This window comes from Flavobacterium pectinovorum, from assembly GCF_900142715.1.
GTDB classification, from domain to species: domain Bacteria; phylum Bacteroidota; class Bacteroidia; order Flavobacteriales; family Flavobacteriaceae; genus Flavobacterium; species Flavobacterium pectinovorum.
In genome coordinates this window covers 1-26,212 of sequence record NZ_FRBX01000011.1, presented here as the reverse complement: position 1 = coordinate 26,212, position 26,212 = coordinate 1, and the positions used below count along the sequence as shown (strand labels likewise).

The window sequence follows — 26,212 nt, the reverse complement described above, 5'->3', positions numbered from 1 at the left end:
TGTGAAAGACGATTATTATTGGATATCTTTTGCAAATATCCCAAGTCTTCCAATTCAATTGTGTATTTAAAGGAGCTAATTTCTTTATTTAACGGAAATACCGGCTCTTTGCCCTTAATTTTGTTATTCCAAAAAAGCTCTGCAATTTTATTAATGTTTTCCATGAAACTTATAACCTTTTATTTAACGAGTGTATCTTTTATATCATCGAGAGAAATAAAGATCAAAATATTCAACGCAGTATTTTAGTAGTATTTTTAATCAAAAATGATAATTCATACTTAGTATAAAACAGTTAACTATTTTAAAAAAATTCATTAATAATACATGAACTTTATTATAGCATAACGCAAAAATAACATAGCGCTTAATAAAAAATTACGGACTTTTTAGGTAAAATTTACGGCTTATTCCAACTGTGTATCAGTTTCTATAAAATTGCCATGGAAAAAACATTTATATAAACGAGAGATAGTCTTGAGTAAAGAATTTTGTTGTTGTCATTCTTATAATGTATTCAAATTTAATTCTTCTAAAACAACAGTTTCATGTTTTATTCTGTCACTATTTGCTGCTATACAGCATTGATAATTTTTATCAATAAAAATTTCTTTCAAATAGAATTTTTCATTTTCTACTATACATTCATTATTTGAAATTTCAAAAGATTTTAATGGAATTAGTAAGCCTTTTCCATGGGCTTTTATGACAGCTTCCTTTTCTGTCCAGTACGAAAAAAAACCCTGCACCGTGTTCTTGGAATTACCTACTCTATACAATTCACTAAATGTCATTTGGGGTTTAAAATCCAGATAGTTAATTTTTTTATCTAAAAATTCCACATCGATTCCTATAGGAAAATCTGCAATGACACATGTCACCAAAGAGTTTGTATGAGATATATTAAAGTATATATTTTTACCTTCTAAAAAAGGTTTTTTATCAGACTGATAACAAATTTCAAATTCTTTTATATCATAAAAAGTGCTTAATCCGTATTTCAGAAGTACTCTTCCCAATAAAGATAACTGAGCATCCTGCCATCTTCTGTATTTTAGAATTTTTTCTTTAAACTCTTTTGTACTAATATCTGAATATCTATTTAAAAGATCCTGATGTTTATCTTCTTTTATAAATGCGTATAAAATAATCATTAAAAATCATACTGGTTAAAATCGTTATTTTTTTTCCATATTCCATCCAAAAACTTTTGGTCAATATTCTCATTATACTCTACCTCACATTTTAAGTCTAAACTATCATAGAAGCTAAATAATAAATGGAATCCCGAATGGGTTAAGTGCATGTACCAATAGAAGAAATATATTTCTTCCGGAAATTTTAAGTATTTCTTATTAAATTATTGAAATAGTTTCTAAAGTAATCACTATGGTTAAAAATAAAAAAGTGATTTCCTTTCAATTGAGTAATATTTACTTCTCTGGTTGTTTCATCCCTCCAACCTGTCATTTCTCCTTCTATGGCATCATCTGATCCATAAAATACGTCAATTGGAATACTTAACTTTTGCCTATTTTCGTATTGGTAACTTTCAATCACTTTAAAATCATATTTCAAAATAGGCAAATAATAATTTATTAGTTCCGGATTATTTTTTATCTCATCTGGTATGCCTCCTAAAGCTATTATCTCATTCCAAAAATCTTCATCATTAAGGTTTACTATTTTTTTATCACTTATAGTTGAGGGTGACTTCTTACCACTGACTATTAATTTTTTTGGCATTGGATAGTTTAATTCTTGCAATCTTTGACAGAGTAAATAGGCAATTAAAGCTCCCATACTGTGACCATAGATGACATAAGATTTTTCTTCCTGCACCTGGTTTTTCAATAAAATCACAAAACGATCTATAATTTTATTGAGTTCGGCAATATTATTATTTCGTTCCAACTCAAAAGGAACGTAATTATTAAAATTAGTAAAAATCTTATTTAAAGAGTATTTGTTTCCACCAGCAAAGTGAAGGGATATAATTTTCATATATTAATTTTTCTTTTTCTCGCAATTATGTTCCAATCATACACATATACATTATTTTCTATAACATGTATATTTTCATGTAAAGCAATTGTAGGACAGATATGATCCGGAATGCCAATTAATACATCACCAATTTTAATGTTTGAAGTATCTGTTATTTCTATCACTAAATGTTCTTCGCTTTGCATTATACTTTTTGCTTCAGGAAAATTTAAAAATTTTAATCTTGGAAAAGGATTTTCTGCAGCTACTGCTTTATGTCCAACATCCAGGCATATTGTTTTAGAATCCAGAATAGAAATCACTCTTGAAATGATATAAACAGCACATTCAAATTTCAAATCCGGAAACAATCTAGAATATTTCCAATCCCAAAACACAAAAGTTCCTGGTGAACATTCTACTCTTGAATTTTGTGAATGTACAGAGAAAGACGGAGAACCTCCGGCAACAATCTGAAATTTACAGTTATGCAAATTTTCTATCATCTCAATCTGTAAATAGGCTTGATTAAAGACTTCTTTTACAATTTCGTTTCTTTTGTCAATATTAGTTTCCCGAATGTGTCCGTCATAAATATGAAACCCCTTAATGTTTATATTTTTTAATTTCAAAATTTTTTGAAAAAAAACAATCAATTCATTACAAGGCAAACCTGTTCTGTTCATTCCAACATTTACATCTATAAAAATGTCCTGTTTAAAATCATAAGAATCAAGAAAATCATCAAAACAGACTAAATTCTCATAATTGTCAAAAACACAAGAAAATTTTGTATTTGGATATTTAAGACTTAGATTTATAAATCGTTCCATTTTTAAGGGAGTAAGCTGATGTGCTAACAGAACATCTTTTGCATCTATCATTCCTAACATCTCTAATTCAGAAATAGTAGATGCTTTAAATTTGGTAACCCCCTTGTTTTTAAGAATTTTGCAAACCTCCAGAATTTTATTTGTTTTAACATGTGGTCGAAACCTATCCAAAGAAACCATCTCTAAAGCTGCCTCAATATTGCTTTCCATTATTTCCTTAATTAAAATAAGGGAAGGGGAATCTATCTCTGATAAATTTTTTATTTTATTCATTTTTATTATACATTATTGCATCAACTTCAATTTGGGCATTTTTAGAAATAGTCGAAACCCCTAATCTGATTCTGGCAGGATAAGGTTCATGAAAAAATTCCGGCAGAACCTCATCCAACGCTTGAGAAAATCTTACATCAGTATAATATACATTGAGTTTAACTACATCATTAATTTCTCCTCCGGCAGCAATACATATGTTACTAATATTGATAAGACATTGTCTGCAATGTTTAACAGGTTCATTGTCTGAAATTAAGTCACCATCTTTTAATGGTAATTGCCCGCTAATAAAAACCAGGTTATCGACCTGAATGGCTTGAGAATAATTGCCAGAAGGCATTGGGGCATTATTAGTTGTAATTTTTCGTTTCATCTAGAAAATATTTTACATCACTGGCTAAATTCTCTGAAACTTCTTCTAGTGCATCACGGGTGCCCGCTGCTATATGAGGAGTATAAAATACTTTAGGGTGATGAATTAAAAAATGATTATAGGTGTTTAAAATAGGATCTGTATTATAATGAGGATCAGGGTAAAGACTGTCCAAAGCTGCATACGCAATTGTATCATCTTTAAAGGCATTCAATAAGGCACTATCCTCAATAATTTTTCCTCTGGCTGTATTAATCAAAATACTTCCTTTGCGCATACATTTAAATAACTTTTCATTAAATAAATACTCTGTTGTTGGATTTAAAGAAGTATGAATAGTGATAACTTCTGACATAGATACCACTTCTTCAATGCTATTGTAAAATTTAACATTACTATGGTTATCATTTTTAAAAGTAAGCTCCTTGTTCGTATACACCAAAATATTCTTGCAAAGCGGAGCTAATAAGTCAACAACTTCCTTACCTATAACTCCATATCCAATAACACCAATACTCAGCTCACTAATATTCCTGCCTTGCCAGGTATGTCTTTGAAAATTATTATTTTTTGCTCCAAGGTGTGATTCAAAAAGTTTGTGAGACAATAAAATCATTGTTCCTAACACATACTCCGCGACACTACGGGCATTTCCTTTTGCTGAAGTAAATAATTTTATATCTAATTCATTAAGTGTATTTATATCAATATTATCGACACCGGATCCTGCTCTGGCTACAAATTTTAAATTAGCTGCATCAAGTAAAATTTCTCTATTAATACGATTACCACTCTTAAATATAACACCATGGTAATTACCAATTACAGATTTAATTTTTTCCTGGTCAAATGCACATCCATCATCAATAATTGAAAATTCTTTAAATCTCTCAAGCCCTTTTTCGGCAATTTTATCTAATAAAAGTATTTTAGTCATATTAATTATCAATTGTGTATTATCTGGTTAAACAACCCCAGTATTCCTTCCATATTTTGCATCATAGTCATATGATTTCCATTAATCTCAAGTAACTCAATTGTTGTATTACCTATTTCATCTAATTGATTCAACTTATGATTATAATTTCTTTCAAAAGAACTAATGATTTTAGGTTTTACTAAAATTATCTTTCGATCTAACTTTTTCGGGTTATAGTTTCTTATTAACTGGTTCGCCTTTAACGCAGCATCAATATAACGATCTGTAAATATTTTTTCCGGATCTAACTTCTCTAAAGAGATTGTAAGTGATGTTCTGGTAACTTGATCATCATAATCCTGATAATAAAACCCTGGGTCAATTAACATTAAATGGTCAAAAACTACGTTCTCTTTCTTAAAAAGAGCGCTTACTTCATAAGCAATAGTGGCGCCCAGAGACCATCCGGCAATACTCACGCTTTCAACATCAATTATTGTACTCAGGTAGTCATTAATTTCCTTTGCATAATGCATTGCAAGAGTTTCCATGTTTACTGTTGTTTCTTTATCCAATCTTACAGGATCAAAAATTACCAGGTTATAGTCATATGTTAGTATTTCATTTATAAATTGAAAATCAATTGCGGCGTCACTTGCAGGTGTTATAACAAAAACAATATGCTTACTTTCTGGTTTTATGATACTATAGCCGGCTTGATTATCAATACTATTTAGAGCATTTGCAAAAAGTCTGATAGTATTATTTTTGTATAATAATATAGGATCTGATTTTATCCCCAGTACATTGTGCAATTTGTGCAGGAAATACAAAGACAGAATAGAGTCTAACCCAAGTGATCTAAAATCATCCATGGGATCGATATCTTCTTCTATTTTTAATAATTCTTTTAAAATATTTTCTATGCTTTTTTCCAATGATTTATCTAGTGGAGTGTTTTTATCCTTTGTAAATATCGGAATAGACATTTTTTTTAGTTCCTGAGCATCTATTTTACCATTTAACGTTAGTGGAAAAACTGAAATGAAAACATATTTATGAGGTATTGCATATTCTGGCAATTCACCTACAAAATATTCTTTTAGCTCTGTACTACCAATAGGTTTCTTTGAAAATGAACTGTAATAAAACACGATAAAGTTGCCATATTCGTTTGTTTCAACATCTGCATATGCGTTCTTTATATCTGGGTGATTTTTTGCAATAACCTCCAATTCATCTAGTTCTACACGATATCCCCTTATTTTTACCATTCTGGTACCTCTACTCACATAATAAAGGTTCCCATCTTCGCCAATATATCCAAGATCCTCTGTGTTTAACCAGACGCTTCCTTCTCGTTCGATAAACTTATTTTTGTTGGCTTCTGCATTTACATAACCAAGCGACAGACAATCTGATTTAATTAAAATAGTACCAATCACGCCAATTGGAACGATTTGATCTTCTTCATTACAAACAATTATTTCTGTATTATAAATGGGTTTCCCGGATGGAATTCTCTTTTCAGAAATCGGTAATTCTTTTGAAAAAGTATGATATACAACAGAAGCTGCCTCTGTACAACCATAACGATTCAATATAATGGTATTTGGCAGTACTTTATTTAACGTTTCTACCAGATCATAAGAATAAGATTCGCCGCTTACTTCTATAATCCTTACTTCTTTTAGATCAACTAATTTGTTATTTGCTATTAGTAATTTAATGTACGATGGAGTAAGAAAAATCCTTGTTATTTTGTTCTTTTTCATAAATGAACAAAACTCATCTACATTTTTTAACATATTGTTATTTATAATATGCAATGTTGATCCCTGACATAAAGGCTCAAACACTTCGCGAAGTGCAGGAGCAAAAGAAAAAGAAGATTTTAGAACATACTGATCATCTGTTGTTGCCGGAAAATTTTGCAATAACCAATTTAATCTGTTTAAATGACTTTTATTATCAATCTTTACTAATTTAGGTACACCTGTGGATCCAGAAGTATAGTTAATTGTTACTAATTCCTGATTCTCTATATTTATTGTTGGAGCATCTGATTTTTTTCCAATTCCTTGCTGTAGATTAATTCTATTTTCACAGGTAAAAAACGGATCTAAATTTTCTGCTGCATTATCTGTTATTAATACAGAAGGTTCTAATTGTAGAATAATTTTTTCAATTGTTTTTTGTGAGAAACTGGCATCAATATTTATAAAATGTAAACCTGTTTTAAGAATTCCTATAATCGCCGGCACATAATTTTGTACTTCAGCAAGACAAACAACAACACAATTGATCCCTTTATAATCCATAAGTTGAGAACAGATAAAATTTGCGTTCTCATCTAACTCCCTATATGTGAGTTCTTCACCAACATACGAAAGCGCTATTTTATCTGGTGATTTCTTTACCCAAAGTTCAAACCCTTCTATAAGTGATTTAAATGGCATTTTTTGTTTATATTCTCCTTTAATAACTGAAAGAGCGGTTTTGGCCTGAGAACATTCCAGCTTTTCCATGTTATCTGTATAAACTTTAATAAAATTCTGTATAAAGTCTTCCGTATAAAATGCTGTATTATACTTTACACGTATGGCAAATTCATGTTCCCCAACTTGGTGTACAACAACCGTTAATGGAAAATGAGAAGATATAATATTTTCATTTAACATTTCTATTTGCAGGTTCATACTGTCTAATTCTGCCTTTTTATAATTCTGATATGTGAATAATATATCGAACAATTTTTTCTGGGCAACAGTAGTTACTATTTCTTGCAAAGAGATATATGAAAATTGTTGAGATGTAATTACTTGTTTTTGCAAAATAGCAATATCATCAAACAAGGTGGTTCCAGGCTTTTTAAAATCAAAACAAACTGGAATACTATTAATACATGGACCTACTATACCGTCCATGTTTTCCATTTCATTTGTTCTGTAATTTACAACGTTCCCCCAAACCAATTTCTCTTCATTCTTTAATAAGGCATACGTGTTTCCGAAGATAAAGTTAAAAGCTGAAGACAGCGTTAATTTGTTAGATCTTAAAGTATCTTGAGTTTCTTTGCTGATTTTAAAGGCCACAGAGTGCTCATTAAAAGTGGCATTGTTATTCAGGTTTGTCGTCACTTTCTCCTTTAAAAACATTGAAAGTGTAGTCTTCCAATAATTTAGGGCTACTTTTTTATCTTTTGAACGAATGTGTTGTATATATTTTTTATAAGGAACATAATGTTTTTCTACAGATTTATTCTCATATGTGTTTAATAGTTCATGCAACAAAATAAACATAGAATGGCCGTCCAATAAAGCGTGATGTGCAGTAATAACGAATATATCTGTTTCAATATCAATATTAATAAGCGAAAATTTCATTAGTGGTTTATCGGCAACTACGGCTATATTTTTTAATTGTTTAAGCGTTTCTTTAAGGTTAGTAACAGCTGAATACTCATTAAAAATAAAAGCCTCCTCAAGGTTCAAAACTTCGCTACGGAAAATTCCTTTTTGTACGTCATAGAAATAAGCCGTTCTTAGTATTTCAAATTTCTTAAGCAGGTTCCTGCAACTATTTATTAATTTAACTCTGTCAAAGTTTTTAGTTTCAAATTCCCACTGAGTAATATAGTTTTCAGATTTGTCCTCATTAATTAAGGAGTGCGCAATTAATTCTTTCTGAAAATCAGATATTGAGCCATCATCATCTGAAAGATCTTTCGGATCATTTTTACTATATTCCAATAAAGTCTTTATTGTTCCACTTAATAGCTCTTTAAAATTATTCCATTCATCATCATGTAAACATAGTTTTTCATTAGCATTTAAATTGATAAAAATTTCACTTGCTATCACGCCACAATTCACTTCCAATAAGTAAAAATTTTTCCTTATTTCTTTAAGACATTCACTATTAATGTGTGTGCTGAGTGGAATCAATGGTCTCGCTAAGGGAGAATTATTTAAGTTGGACTGACTGAATACACCCAGATAATTAAATGAAAATGATAACTCCTTGTTCAGGGCATTTCTTATTGGTTGAGGTGCCAAACGCTTGTATTTATCAAACCATACACCATTATAGCGTCTATTTTCATTGGCGTTTACAACATTATGATACGTTTGCACAAGACTTTCTCTATTCGCAGTATACTTTACAGGGTATTTTGATGTAAACCATCCAATAATTTCCGAACTATCAAATTTATTAACCATCTCTCTACCATGTCCCTCTTTTTCAAAGTAAACATCATCAAATTGAAGTGTCTTGCCAATTGTATATGTTAAAGCTGTCAGAATAATATTTTCGATATTTTTTGAACTTTTATCTACATCTATGTTAGGAATGTTAAGGTTTTCCATTCGATTTTGTGTAATAAAACCCTTCCTGTAAATATTCTTATCAGAAGCCTGTTCAATCCAATAATTAATTTCTTCCTTATTAATATTTCCATTGCTATTATTTAGATGATTTAACAACCACTCTTTATAGGTTTTTGTATAAGTAGGCTTAAGTGACGGATTATTATAATAATACACAAAATCATTAATAAAAATATTCCATGACACTGCATCTATTATTAAATGAGGACAGGTAAAAAATATTGCTGTTTCTTCATTATGTTTAAATAAGGTAACGTATAAAAGTGGTCCTTTTAGTGTATCTATAATTTGTTCTGCTTCTTCTATACAATTTTCTAAATTTTTATCCTTTTCAAATCCAAGATCTTTAAAAACATAGAGTTGTTCTGTTAAAGCTTCCGTATCATAATACTGATGCCAGAAAAGATTTTGTGTGTACCTTAAACGAAAAGAGGAATGCTTTTGACAAATAGCATTTAGTGCTATTTGTATCATTTCAGCCGAATAATTTTCTTCTAATGTATGGGTCGTATACATCAAAAAATTAGCATTACTTGGATTTTTCTCAAAGTACCATTCTTGAATTGGAGATAAAATAAAAGGGTTTTCGTCTAATTGCACAGGTGTTAACTCATCCCCTATCACATTATTAATTATGTTAGCTAAAAAAGGAGCTTCAATAAATGCATCGTATGTAATATGGATGCCAATATTGTTAAGCTTTGAAATTAGGTTTAATAAAGAAAGTGAATCACCTCCATTTTCAAAGAAATTTTTTGAAGGAACAATATTTTTAATATCCGTATCTAATACTTCTGCCCATATAGATAATATTTTATCTTCGTTATTAACATTTATCTGACTTGGTTGTTCTTTTGTAACTTTTTGCTGTTGCAATAATTTATTCCTATCCAACTTTCCATTTATGGTCATAGGAAAAGCTTCAATTCCAATAAAAAAATGTGGTACCATATAATCCGGAAGAAGTTGCTTAACATCATTACGTATAACAGTTTCAATATCTTCTTTATCTATATTCTCAAGAATAAAATAACAGATCAATTTATTCTTTTCATATAATGTTTTACAAGATTTTATATAGTATAGATTTGCGATGACAGAGTCAATTTCATTTAATTCTATCCTAAATCCTCTCATTTTAATCTGCTCATCCTTTCTTCCTAAGAACTCTATATTACCATCTGGTAACCACCTTCCTAAATCTCCAGTTTTATACATTCTTTCTCCTTTTATAAAAGGACTATTTATAAATTGTTGTTTAGTAAGTTCAGATTGATTTAAATAACCTCTCGCTACTCCTGATCCAGATACATATATTTTCCCAAAAACTCCTATGGGGCATAAACTTAATGCTTCATCAAGAATATAGGCCTTTGAATTTGATATAGCACTGCCAATGGGGATATTGAAATATTTTTGGTTCTTTATCTCAAAAGTAGTAGAAAATGTCGTGTTTTCTGTTGGCCCATATCCGTTGACAATTTTTATAGCGGGATAATTTTCAAATACTTTTGATATATGAGTTGCTGAAACAATATCTCCACCTACTATTAACTGCTTGATTGTTTCGAAAACATCAATTTTATTCTCAACCACTTGATTAAACCAAGATGCTGACATCCAAAGACTATTAACATTATGATCTTGAATAACTTTTCTTAAGGCTTCTAATTTTAATAGATTTTCTTGTTTGGTCAATATTAATTTTGAACCATTTAATAATGTTCCGAAAAACTCTATTATCGTTGCGTCAAATGAAATAGATCCAGTACCAAGTAAAACTTTTTCTTCATTCAAAGGAAAAAACGAACAAGGTTTAACTAATCTAATTACATTTCTATGCTCAACCATTACTCCTTTGGGTTGTCCAGTTGTTCCAGAAGTATAAATTACATAAGCTAAATCATTAGGTGTATTAATTTTTTCTAAACTCTCTTGTGAACAATTATTTTTTAATTGTTCAAAATCGTATAGGAATTTATCATCTATTATTATTTTACTATTAGTATCTTTTTCTATATAATCTATCCTTGCTTTGGGATAACTAGGATCAATTGGCACATAAGCAGCTCCTGATTTCAATATTCCTAAAATAGTGATAATTATTTGCTCACTTCGTTCTAACTTGATTCCAATTAAATCATCAGGTGAAATTTGATAATTTTCTCTTAAGTAATGTCCTAATTGATTGGATTTTTCATTAAGCTCTTTGTAAGTAAGTTTTATATCTTCAAATACAACTGCGATATTATTAGCTGTCTTCTCTACCTGTTGTTCAAACAAATCTACAATAGTCTTATCTCTAGGATAATCAATATTCGTATCATTAAACTCTACTAACAATTTGTGTCGTTCTGTGTCACTAATCAATTCTATATCTTGCAATATTGTATTAGGTTCTTTACACACATTTTCAATAAGATTACATAAAGCTTTATAAATAGTGTCAATATAATTTGCACTATATAAAGATTCATTATACTCCATCTTAATATTTATTTTTTCTCCAACTATATCTGAAAATTCAATAATAAGATCATACTTTGCCGATAACTCTAATTTATTATGAATTTTAGTTATAAATTCCGTGGTCTGAAAAGCTTCCTGGTTTTGATAGACTACCATAATATTATAAAGCTCTTTAATATTTTCCTGACCTATTTTTTTCATTAAATATGGCAGAGGATAATAACTAAAGTCAATACATTCATTTAAGTTAGTTTTATTTCTTTTTAAGAAATCATTAAAACTAATTTCACTATCTATTTTTATTCTAAGCGGAATACTATTTACATAATATCCTACCTGATCCTGATGATTAAGAAAGTGCCTCGCAGTAACGGGACCTCCGAAAGTTATATCATTACTTCCTGTTATTTTATTTAATAATAAAGAAACCAGACTAGAAAAGCCTATGTACAAAGACGAATTATTTTCTTTACATATTTTTTTAAATTTTTTTAAATAAACTTCCGGAAAAAAATAATTTAAAGATTTTGCAGTTCCATTCTTAGTTAAAAGATTTATGTCATTCTGTAAAGTGGTAGCTGCTTCGAAATTTAAAAACTTCTGCGTCCACATTTCTTCTGCTTCATTATTATCTGCTAATTTCTTTTCCAACCATAGGCAGTAATCTTTATAATGCTGATTTACAGCAGGTAAATTCATTTTATTTCCTAAATAAATCTCGTAAATCTCCTGAGCAATAATTTTTAATGACAATAAATCACCTACAATATGATGGAGGCTTAAAAGCACCAGACTTCTACTTTTCGTTTGAACTAAAACAACTCGCAAAGGATAGCCTTCTTCCAAGTTAAATCTTTTTTGTGCTTCCGTTCTTAAAGTTTTTACTACTTCATCTTCATCATACGCTTCATAATTAAATAAAACAACCTCAAGTTTCGAGTCTTGAACCGGAACGATGATTTGTTTCAGTTGGTTATTTCTCTCCACAAAGCATGTTCTAAGGGCTTCATGCCTTTTTACAACTTCATTTATGGCATTATTAAACCTGTTTACATCAACAATTTCTTTCAGCTCATTGATATAGGTCATATTATAAGAAGACGAAGAAATGTCCTTTTTATAATTAAAATATAAACTTCTTTGATTAGGAGAGCAAGGGTATTCATTATTATCACTTGGAAATTCTAATGCATTTTTTTCCTGTTTAAGAAATGCAATCATTTCAGTCTTCTTTTCTTTCAATTCCTGTAAAAAATGTTCAGGAATTTCCTTGTCTTCATCAAAAATTATTTTAAGTTTATCTTCATCAACAATTATAGAAACTCCATTTTTTTCTAGTTCTTCAATTAATTTCTCCATAATTATTCTATTATAATTTCCTTTTTTTTACTTTTATCAGCTATTTTGTTGACCATGTCTGAAATGGTATTCATATCCAGAAACTCATTTAAAGTAAGCTCGACGCCTAAGTCTGTTTTTATTCTATTTAAAATGACCATAGAGCTTAATGAATTTCCACCTAAGTCATAAAAATTATCATTCATACTTACAACATCAAGATTTAAAACATTTTTTATAATAGTTAATATTTGGGTTTCTTTTTTTGTTTTAGGCAAAACCAATTCCGAATTTATATTTAAACTCTTTCTTGTATTCGTTTCTTTACTTAAGTGTTGACTATGATTCATCAACATTTTTTCAAAATCATTTTGGGAAGTTTCTATTTCATTTTTAGAAATTACACACCCCTTCTCTTTTATTAAAAGTATATTGCTAATAATTTTGAAGATGAACTTTGGATCTAATGCAATTTCATTTAAATTCTTTTGCTCTCTGGCGGTGCTTGTTTTATCATTTAATATGGCATTATGCGCCATACCAACATCTTTAATTGCGGGCCAGGCTATTGAAAAATATTTTTCATTGGTGTTTTCCGTAAAACTTTCAATAAAAAGATTGGCTGCTGTATAGGCTAATTGACCAGGATAAGTAACTGTTGCTGCTTTAGAAGAAAAATTAATAAAAAAATCTAACTCATCCTGATTTAAGCTCTCACTAAGGTTAATGGTACCAAACACTTTTGGCAAAAACAATTTAATATCATTAATGTCTCTTCTTAATATTATACCTGCAAAGTCTCCAAGACCTGCTGTATGAAACACCCCATGAATGGATTTATTTAAACGGTTTTGAATGTTCTGCAAACTTTCCTCTAGTTCTTGTTTGTTGCTAAGATCTGATTGAATATAAAAAATTTCAGCGCCTAAACTTTCTAATTCTTTTCTTTTTGTCTCATTGTCCTCCTTAGTTCCTACAATAATTATTTGAGCAGAATATTCTTTACCCAGAGTAGAACAAATAGTATAACCAATTCCTCCGTAACCACCCGTTACGAGATATAATCCGTTTTTTCTATATTTAAATTCATATTCTCCAGTTTCCTTTTCTTCCAGATGTTCTATGTAAACATTTTGATTTCTTACAGCAAAAGGAGTATTTACATTTTGAAGAATAATGGAATAAAGTGTATCAAAAGAAACATACCTCAAATCATCTACATCAATTACTTTAGTTTGAATGTTTTTAAATTCTACATTACTTACTCTGGCTACTCCTAACAAAAGTGCCTTAAAAGGATTAATACTTTCTTCTGCTGTTTTAAACAATGTAGACGAAATAATAGTGATATTCGCCTTCTTGCTATCTCCTATAACTTTATCCAATTGTTTTACCAAAAAGGCAATTGATTTGTAATACATATCAATCGCATGTGAGGCAACTGTAATTTCTTCTAGTGTCCAGCTATGTAGTATAGCGTCTATTGTGGGATTCTCTTCGTAAAGCGATTTAAATAATTCATAAAAATCTTCTTCACATAAAGGATTTATAACATAGCTTATGTTACTGACTTTTTTAAACTCGGCACCTATTTTTACTTCTATAACCTTTTCGGCTTGTTCTTCAAAAAAGTTTTGAAGGTTTTGATTACCGGAAAAATGAACAACTGTTTTATACTTTTCTGTATTTTTTATTACTTCTTCCTTTTTCCACTTTTTTTTGTATACGTAATAGTTTTTGAGTTTTTCACCACGAGTCATTAATTCTTTAAAACCATCCACTTCCGCAGGCAATTCAAGAGTATCAAAATAATAATTAGAAAAAGAAATTTTATTGGTAGCTGTATATATTTTACTCCAGTCAACCGGAAGTCCTGCTTCCCAAAGTAATCCAACAGACTTAATAAAGGTTTCCCACTCTTCTTCATTCTCTTTATTTAAACTAATTATTTGTGCTTTATTGATATTTGCCTTAATTAGTTTTGTAATGGAACTACCGGGACCAATATCTATAAATAAACTTTGCTCATCATACTTGAAGTTGGATATTACCTGATGCAAATTAACTGGATTTAGCATTTGATCAGCCCAATAACTATTTGTTAATTCACTCATTCTATTTCCGGTTAAACTGGAATAAAAAGGAATTTGTGGAGTATTAAAGTTAAACTGCTCTAAATATTCGAGAAAAGCATTATAAATTGGTTTCAGCGCATCACTATGAAATGCATAACCTGAATTAAGTTTTATATGAGGTATTTTACTTTCTTTAAACTCTGCCATTAACCTTTTTATATTTTCTTCGGTGCCAGACAAAACCATATTATTTTCAGTATTTATTGACGCAACAGAAACATTATGTTGATCTATAATACTTTGTATATTGTTACTATTCTCGACTGATACCGATATCATGGCTCCTCCTACTGTTTGTTTTATAAGCTTTGCCCGTTCATAAACTATTTTTAAGGCATCTTCCAAGCTCATAATTCCGGCAATAACAGCGCTTGCATACTCACCTAAACTATGCGCCATAAGTGCTTGTGGCTTAATACCCAAATCGATCAACTGGCAAGCTATTGCATGTTGAAACAATAGAATCAATGGATGTGTACTTTCTATATCCAATTCATCTATATTCGCATTCCAACAAATCTGTTCAAAGTCTATAGCTGTATAAGCAGAAAGTAAAGCAAGTCCATTATCTATTTCTTTTTTAAAAGTACTTAACCTATCTGCTAAGTCTCTACCCATATTTAAAAAATGGGTTCCCTGTCCCGCAAAACAAAAAACAATTTTATTGATATTATCATTTTTGTTTGATTCGTTGACTGAAAACTCTAGAGCATTTATTAATTCTGTTTTATCATTAAACGCAATTGCTTTTCTGTAATCAAAGTGATTTCTGTGCACATTTAACGTTTTAGTCAAAGCTGTTAAATCATAATCATACTTTTCAACTTGCTTTTTAATTTTGGTTATCTGTCCATTTAGTGATTGACTACTTTTGGCACTTAGCGCCAGTACTTTTATCTCATCTTTACTATTTTGTAGAGTAGACTGTTGTGCATATTCTTCTAAAATTAAATGTGCATTTACTCCCGTTAAACCAAAATTATTGATCCCAATTCGTAAAGGATAGTTTTTCTCTTTAAAATCAAGTAAGTCCTTGTTAACATAAAAAGGTGTCGCTGCAAAATCAATTTTAGGATTAGGTTCAATAAAATTAAGCTGAGCAGGGATTTTTCTATGCTTTAAACATAAAACTGACTTTATTAATGAAGCTACACCTGACAAAACATTCAAGTGACCTATATTAGCTTTAACAGAACCAATAGGGGTTTCTTTTGAAAAATTAATTTTACTCAATGCCTCTATTTCTATAGGGTCACCAAGAGAGGTTCCTGTACCATGCGCTTCAATATATGATATGCTTTCTGGCTGAATAGAAAACTTCTGATAAGTTTTTTTTATACATTCTGATTGTCCTTTTACACTTGGAGAAGTATGACTAACCTTTCTGTTTCCATTATTGTTTACAAAACTTCCTTTTATTACTCCATGAATAGTATCTCCATGTGCAATAGCATCTTTCAAACGCTTTAATACTACAATTCCAACACCCTCACCCCAAGCCGTTCCATCAGCATTTTTATCAAAAGGTCTGCATTTTCCATCAGATGATTCTACTGAATTTCCATCATATAAATAACCATACTCTGGATTACTCTTAATATAAGAGCCTCCTGCAATTGCAATATTCGTTTCGCCAAGGAGTAAACTTTTAAATGCCATATCTATAGCGACCATAGAACTGGAGCAAGTAGTATGTATGCACAAACTTTTGCCGTTAAAATTTAATTTATTTGAAATTAAACTGGGAATGTGTGTGACATTTGTTAAAGTCTTAAATGTAAATTTATCAACCTCTAATTTATCAATTAGGGAAGAAGCATATACTTTCCAATTAAAATCTTCTTCCATCCCAATAAAAAGTGATGTAAACTCGTTAATTTCACTGGTATTTGTCAAATTACTATCTTCAAGCGCCTCCCATATAAGCTGATGTAAAAGCCTGGATTGTGGTGACAGCAATAAAGCTTCCTGAAAACTATAGTTAAAAAACTTATAGTCAAAGTATTTTTTTTCAGGTTTTTGCCTGTATGTCTTTATATAATTTTTATCATTATAAATATTCGCTGAGATGCCCAAATTATCTAATTCTGTATTCGATAAAGAGCTTATAGATTCTACTCCATTTAGAATATTGTTCCAGAACTCTTCATAATTCTCTGCTCCGGGAAACTTACAAGACATACCCACAATAGCAATCTCTAACCCTGTATACTTGTTATTTTCCATTTAAAAAATCTATAATATAATTATTAATTGTTTCTAGCTGAGATGCCGTTCCTTTATCGTCCATATCTGAATGACGTATATCTTTCAAGTAGATTATTTTCATTTTAAATTTTACCTGTTCTTCTTCACTTGGTAAAACGCCAGGCTCTGGAGGGTAATCACTTCCCCTTAAACTTAAAATTCTTGGGCTTTCTGATCTGGGCAGTAACATTCTTCTATTATCAAGTGATATTGCATTTGTTATAGACTGAGGATATTTTGAAGCAAACAGCATAGTCATGTCTCCACCATTTGAGTGCCCTATCAGGGTAATATCTTTCCAATTCAATGTTGGAAAAATCTTTTTACCTTCTTCAATTACAAATTTTATATTTTGCACTCCACTTTCCCAATTGGGCATTCTGGTCTCATAAAAAATTCCTTCCATTGCCAATGGAGCATCACCAGGAATCTCATGTTGAATAGATATTACAAAATATCCATTTTGTGCCAAGTGTCTGCAAATTTTAGAGTATGTTTTATAACTCCCCGGATTATTTTTTCCGTAACCATGATTGAAAATCACTACTTTTTGTTTCCAGTCATTAGTATTGTAGAAATAGATTGGTATCTGTCTTGCTCTGAGTGTGTCGAATAAAGTAATACCATATTCCCTTAATTCATGTGATTCCTTACTTTTTTTGGTAGAGCAACTACTTATTATCAGAATGAAGCATATAATAATAACTTTATAAAATTTCTGTTTCATTTTTTATATTTTCTTGTTTTAATTTATTCTTACAGCTATTTTTAGCTTGTCATTTAGAGGCTTAGTGATCGTTTTCTTAAATTTACTCTACTAACAATTTCTCTTCAGAGAATTTAGACACTTGATAACAAAAAAGCATTTTTCGTTCCTGAAGTTCAAAATTTTCTACACTTTTACTAATATTTATTTTATTTCTACTAAACATTACATCTTCAATTATAATTGCCAGCTCATCCATTTCTTTTTCATTAAACCCCAGCCTCGTTACTTCTTGAAGACCTATTCTTAAAAAGGTTTGATCAAATATTCGCCTAATATTTATACTTATATTATTCGAATAAAATCGCTGAGCAATTCCTTCGGCATTTTGACCATCAGGTACTTTTATATATAATTGATTAGTAAGCAATTCTCTTTTTTGAAATGGTTCTAAAATAGAAAAACCTTTTTCAACTAAAGAATTGTATAAATACCTTGTGTTTTTAATTATTTTTTCGGCATAAGCTTCACAGAATTCATCCATCTCAAGTATAGCAAGGTGAAGTGCAAGTGTATGATGACTATGTTGGCTGGAGACTAAACTTTTTCCAATTTCTTCTTTTACCTTAGATGCCAAGGCTTTGTTTGCAAAATGTATAATTCCTTTTTGTGGTCCTGGAAATATTTTATGTGTATTGGCCTGCAAAATATCACATCCTTCTAATATAGGCTTCATAAATTGCTGAGCAAATATAAAACCAAAAGGGTGTGATGCATCGTAGACTATAATTGTGTTTTGTCCTAAAATTTCCTTTAATAGCGGAAAGTTTATAGGTTGAAAGGCAAAACTATCATCGATATAAAACATTTTAATTTTTTCTCTGTCCTTCATTTTTGCTATAAAATCATAGTCAAGTGTCAGGGTTTCTCTATTTAAAGGAACAGTCAAAGCTTTTCTTCCTGTTCGTTCAATAATATTTTGTGTTGCAAAGTGCCCGCCTGTTGCAGGATCTACAGTAAGTACATAATCATTTACTTCAGTGACAGCCAAAATTGTGCACATCATGGCATGAACGCCTGAAAGAGGTCTAAAATCAGTGTCAACACCCCCAAGACGATTATTTAATATAATTGATGTAATTCTTTCCAACTTATTAATAGCAGATATACCTTTATATATATTTCCGTTAGAATAAGTAATATCATCATCACTAAATTTGTCTATTTGCCCAAGGTGATATCTGTTTGAAAATGTACCGGACAAACCCTGAGAAACAAACTCTGATATTACATTTTCATTAGCTGTTAGATGCAAAAAACTATTTAAGTTATTTTCTTCCTCTTTTATTAATTGTTCTATTTCTCTACTATTCATTTATGCTAGTTTTCAAGATTTTCGTTAAATAAATTTATTGTATCTAATAATATCTCCATATCATCATACTTTAATTCTTCCTCTGTTTCAGCCACTGTGCTTTCCGAAATAAAGTTGGACATTTCTCTAATATTTGTGTATTCAAAAACAATTACAGCAGATATCTCTTTTTCAATAAAAACTGATTTTAATCTATTTGTCAATTCGATAGCCTTAATTGATGTTCCACCTATGTCAAAGAAGTTATCGAATATACTTATAGGGGAAATATTCAATACACTTTCCCAGATTTGTTTTACTTCTTCTTCGATTTCGTTTTCAGGAGCTACATATTTTGTCTTAGAAAAATGCTCTTCTCCCAATTGGGGTAGTGCCCCGGCATCAACTTTTCCAGTATTGGTCAGAGGAATTTTTTCTAACAGAATAATTGCTTTTGGAACCATGTAAGAAGGCAAACTGGTTTTGAGTTTATCTGTTATAATTTCCTTTGTAAGTTTCGTATCTTGTTTCAAACTCACATAACAAACAATATAATCTGTATTATTAAATTTTCTAAGCAGCGTAATGGTCTCATTTACACCTTCAATCTTTTCAGCAACACAATTAATTTCATTTAATTCTATTCGAATACCATTTAATTTTATTTGACTATCTATACGTCCGATAAATTCAATATCACCATTTGGCAAGAGTTTCCCCCAATCACCCGAATAATAGCATCTTGCAGATAAAGGCGGAGATAAAAAGGATAGCTCATTTCTAAATTTTTTATCTGTTAGCTCATTATCTTTATAATAACCTAAGGCCAGATAATCACTAGCATAAATAATTTCACCTTCTTCATATATGCGTGCCGTTTGATTATTTCCTTTTACCAAATAGGCTTTCGTTCGGCTTACGGGCTTACCAACTGGTACATGATATTTTGTCGAAGATGTTTCGTTTAAAAATTTTTGACATACTATTGTTGATTCTGTCGGTCCGTATCCATTTATTAAAATGGCATGTGACTTGAAATTATTTTTAAAATCTATAAAATCATTATTATAAACTGCTTCCCCTCCTAAAACAACTAATCGTACATATTTTATTTTTTCCTTAATGATCTTTGTTAATGATCTGTATAAAGTAGGAACAGAATGATATATAGATATTTCATACTTATCCAGCCACTCTGGTAAATCGTAAATACCAATAGCATTTATATCATAGGGATACAATGTAGCTCCGTTTAATAAAGCTCCAAAAATATCCATCACTGCAGAATCAAAATTGTAATAAGGTATTAAGCTTACACGATCATTTAAGCTAATGTGTAATTGTGAGGTGTATACATTTATAAAATGCAATACATTTTTATGAGATTGCATTACACCTTTAGGTTTTCCGGTTGAACCGGATGTATATAAAATATACGCTAAAGAATCTGGAACTAAATTTACTTTTTCTAACGCTACATTTAAGTTTTCTTTATTAGATATTTCTTCTTCAATATTTATAATGTCAATTTGAAAATCTTTAGTGATTTTATAAGCAAGTTCCTCTGTTTTATGATCACATAAAATAGTATCGGCATTAATCTCACTTATAATGTCATAAATTCGTGCTGAATTTAGATTTAAGTCTATAGGAATGTATGCTTTACCAGATTTAAGTACCGCAAAAATTCCAACCACAGCATTATAACCATGTGTTAGTAAAAGAAGTATTTTATCATTCTTACTATTTTCAACAACATGTGATGCCAAACTATCTGTCAGCTCATTCAGTTCTTTATAAGTGATACTTTTATTATCTTCAACTATAGCTTGCTTATCTGGATTTGAAACACATATATACTGAAATCGATCAATGATTGAATGATATCCAAGATCCCAATTAATGTATTCATTGATAGGTTTGGGTTCGTTCGTAATTAAAAAATCATCAAATATTTTGATTTCATCAATCCTTACTTGTGGCTCCGAGAGAACTTGTTTCATTACAGAGACAATCCCATTTATCCAATACTCTACTTCATTTTTCTCGTATAAGTCTGTTTTAAATACAGCATTTATTATCATTTTTTCGGAAAATTCTTTGACAAAAAATTCTAAGTCAAACTTTGAATCAACCATTGGTTCTTCATCCATGTCCATTTCAATCTCCGTCTCGTAACTTTCTTCAAGGAAATCAAGAATATTGACAACTACTGGAGTTAAAGGAATACTTCTATGAGAATTTTTAATCTTTAAAGCATCACAAATTTCATGAAGAGAAATATTGGAATATTTTATTGCTTCTATCGAAGTTAATTGTACCTGTTGTAAAAAATCGGCAAAACTTTCATCGCTTTTTATTTTGTCATAATGAAATAGGATATTAGTAAAAAGTCCTATTGTATTAGCAAAAGAATAATCATTTCTATTCGCAGAAGGTATCGCAATATTAATAGAATTACTATTAGAAATTCTGCTAAGTACTATCTTTATACAGGCAAATACAAAAGTAGAAAGAGTTACTCCGCTTTGTTGTGTGTATTTTTTAATACCAGTAACCACTTCATTATCAATAGGAATTTCTACATAATCCCCATTTTTGCTAATTTCTACAGTACTGCTTCCTGCTTTTTCAGGCAGACCTAAGAAACTTGGAACATCTTTAAGTTTTGATTCCCAGTAATTATATATCTCCTTTTTATTTCTAGCTTCAAGCTTATTAACATAGTCTTCATATTGAAATCTGATGTTAACAAGATTCTCATTAGAATTTGTATAAAGCGATAGTAATTCATTTCTAAATACGTTTAAAGACCAGCCATCAAAAATAAGATGATGAATTTTTAAGAAAACTTTAAAAGAGTTTTCTTTACAGAGTACATAAATTTTAAATAAAGGAAACTCTTCTAAGCTAAATTTATGTTCATCCTTCGCTTTTTTTAAATCTTCTTCTGATATAATTTCAATACTATAATTTTCATAACCATGCGAAAGTACTTTTTGCATTGGCTGATTGTCAACATACACAAAAGTTGTTCTAAATGCTTTATGTCTATAAATAATGGTATCGATAGCAGATTTAAATTTACCAGGATCAAAAGCCTGCGGTATTTTTACCCCAGCTACAATAATATTAGATGTATTATTCTTTATTTCAGAAATCCACATACTCATTTGTTGGGGTGATAACCCAATCGAATCAGTATTTGCGCCAAGACTAAAATTATCTTCTGCTTCTGTTAAATGCTCTGCTAGTACTTTAATTTCAGGGTTTTTAAATAATGTACTAATCTCTACATTAAGTTTATAAAGAGAATTAAGCTGCGCTACAAATAAAATTGCTTTTATGCTGTTTCCTCCTAACTCGAAGAAATTGTCATTTATTCCAACTTGTTCAACACCTAATATATTCTTCCATACAGAAGCAATCTTTTTTTCCGTATCGTTTCTTGGAGCAACGTATGCTCTTCTTACCATATCCACCTCTGTTACAGTTGGCAAAGCGCTACGATTTACCTTTCCGTTAGATGTAAGCGGTAAAGTCTCCAGTTCCACAAAATAACCTGGAACCATATATTCAGGTAATTTTGATTGTATGTAATCTTTTAGATCTTTCTTTTCGACGTTTTCTTCCTTATTTTTTAGAATATAATAAGCAATTAGTGTTTGTTCTCCATTTATTTGCTGAGCTACTACAATAGCATTTGCTATATTATCATGACCAGCCAACGCAAATTCTACCTCATTAATTTCTATACGATATCCCCTTATTTTTATTTGAAAGTCTTTTCTACCATAAAACTCAATGTTTCCATCCGGAAGCCACCTCGCCAAATCTCCGGTGTAATACATTTTTTCATTACTTAGAAAAGGATTTTCAACAAATTTTTCTAACGTTAAATCTTTTTTATTTTTATAACCTTTGGCCAATCCAATACCACCTATATATATATTTCCCACTTCTCCTAATGCACATAATGCTTTATTTTTGTTTAATATATATATTGAAGTATTAGCAATAGGTTTACCAATTGGAGGAATATGCATTGTAGCATTTTTTTCATCTATTACGTATGTAGTCACAACGTGAGTTTCTGCTGGTCCGTAATGATTATGGATTTTAATATGCTTCTCTTTAACCTTAGCTAAAATTGCATCATTTAAAACTAATTTTTCTCCTGCTACTATAATATGTTTAACCTCGGTATTAAGTGATTCCAGAAATAAATCATTCTCTGCAAGTACTGTAAAATATGCTGTTGGAAAAAACAAGGAATCCAATTTATTATCTCTTATAAAAGCAGAAAGTTTATGAATATCTTTCTTTATTGCATCTGTTACTGGGAATATCGTTGCACCTATTAATAAGGTGCTAAATATTTCCTGAAATGAAACATCAAAGCTTGGATTTGATAAGAATGTTACCCTACTGTATGGTGTAATTGATTGTATATGATAAATAATTAAATTGAGAATATTTCTCTGCTGCATCATTACACCTTTAGGATGTCCTGTAGTTCCAGAGGTGTAAATTACATATGCCAAACTATCTGGTTTGCTAAGTGTAGAAAGGTTTTCCTTAGTATAAGTATTCTCTCTGTTTTGCCTTGCAAAAGTTTCTAAAAAGTCTTCATCTATTGTAACCTTCGCTTTTGTATCTTCTTCTATATAATCTATTCGATCTTGTGGATAATCCGGATCTATCGGCACATAAGCTGCTCCCGATTTTAATACACCCATTATAACCACTATCATCTTGTCACTTCTCTCTAGCTTAATAGCTATTAAATCATCCGGCTGTATATTATAATTCTGTCTTAGATAATCTCCCAGCTGATTAGCTTGCTCATTTAAATCTTTATATGTAAGCCCCTTACCATCAAAAAATACCGCTACTTTATTCAGATTCTTCTCTACTTGCTGCTCAAAAAGCTGCATAATTGTTTGATCTTCAGGATAATCAGCTTTAGTATCATTGAATTCAACCAGGAGTTTATGACGCTCCTCCTTTGTAAGAAAATCAATATCCTCAATAAATAGATTTGGTATATTTTGCTTCTGGCTGTGTGTTTCTTTTTCTATAACCTGAGTAAGCAGGTTTTCAAGATGTGAAAACATTCTTCCTATTAAAACAGCGTCATAGATATCGGTATTGTACTCAATTGTAAGCCCTAATTGCCCTTTCTCTTCTACAAAAATGTAACTTATATCAAATTGTGAAGTCTTTCTATGATAATCATATCCTTCAACCTGTAAACCAACTATATCTTTTTCTGAATTATTAAATTGTAACTGACTCTGATTCTGGAACACAACCAAAACATCAAATAATGCAGAATGACTGGTATCACGCTTTATATTCAATTTACTTACCAGTTCATCAAAGGGATACATCTGATTTTCATAGGCAGATAACAAAGTGTCTTTTTCCTGTTGCAGTAAGGATTCAAAGCTATTATTGTAATCTTCAAATCTTGTTCTTATAGCTAGTGTATTAAGGTAAAGTCCTATTTGATTTTCCAAATCAGGGTGTTCTCTTCCTGCTATTGGAGTTCCTATGATAATATCATGCTGACCTGTATATCGGTAAAGTAATGTATTAATACCAGTCATTAATGTCATAAACAGGGTTACATCCTGTTTGTCTGAATACTTGATAAGTTTTTCTGTAAATTCTTTCGAAAAAATATGCTTTAAATTATCTCCGTTATAAGTCTGTATTAATGGTCTTGTTTTATAACTTGGTAACTCTATTACAGGAAGATCTCCTTTAAATTGTTCCAACCAATACGTTTCTGCTTTTTGATATTTTTCTCCCTTGATTTCCTGCTGTAGCCATACTGCATAATCTTTGTATTGAATAGATAATAAAGCTGATTTTTCTTCTCCGTTAAGATTACTCCCTCCATAAAGAAGATTATTGTAGTTTCCTACAACTTCTGATATCAATACTTCTGTTGACCATCCATCGCCAATAATATGATGCATGGACAAAAAGAATAAGAACTCATCATCTGCTTTTTTAAGTAACGATGCTCTTATTAATGGAGATTGTTCTAAATTAAAAACTTCACTATTGGCAGTTTGCAAATAATCTTCTATATCAGATTGGTCCTTTTCAGTAAAATTCAAGACCGGTATTTTGAAACTAATCTCTTCTTTTGGTACAACATACTGGCGGATTTCTCCCAATACCTTATCTGTCTTAAATAAAGTTCTGGTAATCTCATGCTTGTTTATGAAAAGACCAAAGGCTGTTTCAAAATATTTAATATTAAGTTTTCCTTTTAATGTAACTACTAATGGCATATTATAGGCTTGTGAACCACCTTCTAACTGGCTTAAAACCCATAGTCGCTGCTGAGATGGAGTTAAGGGATAACTTTCCTGCTCTGCTGCTTTTGGAATTGGGATATAGTCTTTTCTACTAAGATTTTTAACAATTCCTTCAATGGTCGGATAAGCAAAAAAGTCTTTAAAACTTATCTGCATGTTCAAGTTTTGGTGCATTTTGTTCAACACCTGCCCCACCATTAAACTATGCCCTCCCATTTCAAAAAAATTATCACTGATACCTACATTGTCAATTCCTAATACTTCCTGAAATATTACTGTAAGTTTATGTTCGGTCTCATTTCTAGCGGCTAAAAATGCTTTTCTGATTAAATCCCTTCCTGTAACATTTGGTAATGCTTTACGGTCTATCTTACCATTTGTGGTTAAAGGGATACTTTCAAGCTCAACAAAAAATCCCGGAACCATATAATCTGGAAGCTTGCTCTGTAAATATTCTCGAAGAATAGTCTTATTGATCAGCTCTGATTCATCTGTAGTGTAATATGCAATTAGTGCTTTCTCGCCATTTACTTCTTGGGCATTCACTACGATTTGCCTGATATGCTTGTTGAACTGAGAAATCGCAACCTCTATTTCGCCCAATTCTATTCTGTAGCCACGAATTTTTACCTGATGGTCTTTTCTGCCAATGTATTCAATGTTTCCATCAGCAAGCCATTTGGCTAAATCCCCTGTATCATACATTTTTGTGCCCTCAATAAAAGGGTTGTTGACAAACTTTTCTTCTGTAAGCGCTGTTTTATTCAAATAGCCCCTGGCAACTCCAACCCCGGCAATGTATAGTTTGCCAACTGAACCAATGGGTTTTAAAGATAATTTTTCGTCAAGA

At 30.5% G+C, this 26,212-nt stretch carries 10 protein-coding genes; all 10 read right to left on the bottom strand.

Features of this window, described 5'->3' with window-relative positions:
* Nucleotides 1–506 precede the first annotated feature (506 nt).
* Complete coding sequence (locus tag BUE22_RS23360) at nucleotides 507–1,154, bottom strand: 4'-phosphopantetheinyl transferase family protein (protein WP_073398366.1); 648 nt, start codon at nucleotides 1,152–1,154, stop codon at nucleotides 507–509.
* 187 nt (nucleotides 1,155–1,341) lie between these two features.
* Complete coding sequence (locus BUE22_RS23355) at nucleotides 1,342–2,004, bottom strand: thioesterase II family protein (RefSeq protein ID WP_073398365.1); 663 nt, start codon at nucleotides 2,002–2,004, stop codon at nucleotides 1,342–1,344.
* Entirely contained in the window at nucleotides 2,001–3,092 is a 1,092-nt protein-coding gene (locus BUE22_RS23350) for an alanine racemase (protein ID WP_073398364.1), read from the bottom strand. Before BUE22_RS23350 ends, BUE22_RS23355 begins: the two co-directional genes overlap by 4 nt.
* Complete coding sequence (locus BUE22_RS23345) at nucleotides 3,085–3,468, bottom strand: RidA family protein (protein WP_073398363.1); 384 nt, start codon at nucleotides 3,466–3,468, stop codon at nucleotides 3,085–3,087. The genes BUE22_RS23350 and BUE22_RS23345 overlap by 8 nt, the downstream gene beginning before the upstream one ends.
* Nucleotides 3,446–4,405, bottom strand: coding sequence for an NAD(P)-dependent oxidoreductase (locus BUE22_RS23340; RefSeq protein ID WP_073398362.1), 960 nt, complete (start codon nucleotides 4,403–4,405; stop codon nucleotides 3,446–3,448). The genes BUE22_RS23345 and BUE22_RS23340 overlap by 23 nt, the downstream gene beginning before the upstream one ends.
* Nucleotides 4,406–4,413: 8 nt before the next feature.
* Entirely contained in the window at nucleotides 4,414–12,606 is an 8,193-nt protein-coding gene (locus tag BUE22_RS23335) for a non-ribosomal peptide synthetase (protein WP_073398361.1), read from the bottom strand.
* Between the two features lie 2 nt (nucleotides 12,607–12,608).
* The gene (locus BUE22_RS23330; protein ID WP_073398360.1) at nucleotides 12,609–16,946 is read right to left on the bottom strand and encodes a type I polyketide synthase; all 4,338 of its coding nucleotides are present in this window, start codon (nucleotides 16,944–16,946) and stop codon (nucleotides 12,609–12,611) included.
* Nucleotides 16,936–17,694: an alpha/beta fold hydrolase gene (locus BUE22_RS23325; protein ID WP_073398359.1), complete on the bottom strand. Its 759-nt coding sequence runs from the start codon at nucleotides 17,692–17,694 to the stop codon at nucleotides 16,936–16,938. Before BUE22_RS23325 ends, BUE22_RS23330 begins: the two co-directional genes overlap by 11 nt.
* A gap of 82 nt (nucleotides 17,695–17,776) precedes the next feature.
* Nucleotides 17,777–19,048, bottom strand: coding sequence for a PLP-dependent aminotransferase family protein (locus BUE22_RS23320; protein WP_073398358.1), 1,272 nt, complete (start codon nucleotides 19,046–19,048; stop codon nucleotides 17,777–17,779).
* A 5-nt stretch (nucleotides 19,049–19,053) separates the two neighbouring features.
* Nucleotides 19,054–26,212: non-ribosomal peptide synthetase (locus BUE22_RS23315; RefSeq protein ID WP_073398357.1), on the bottom strand; the 7,159-nt coding region annotated here is incomplete at its 5' end.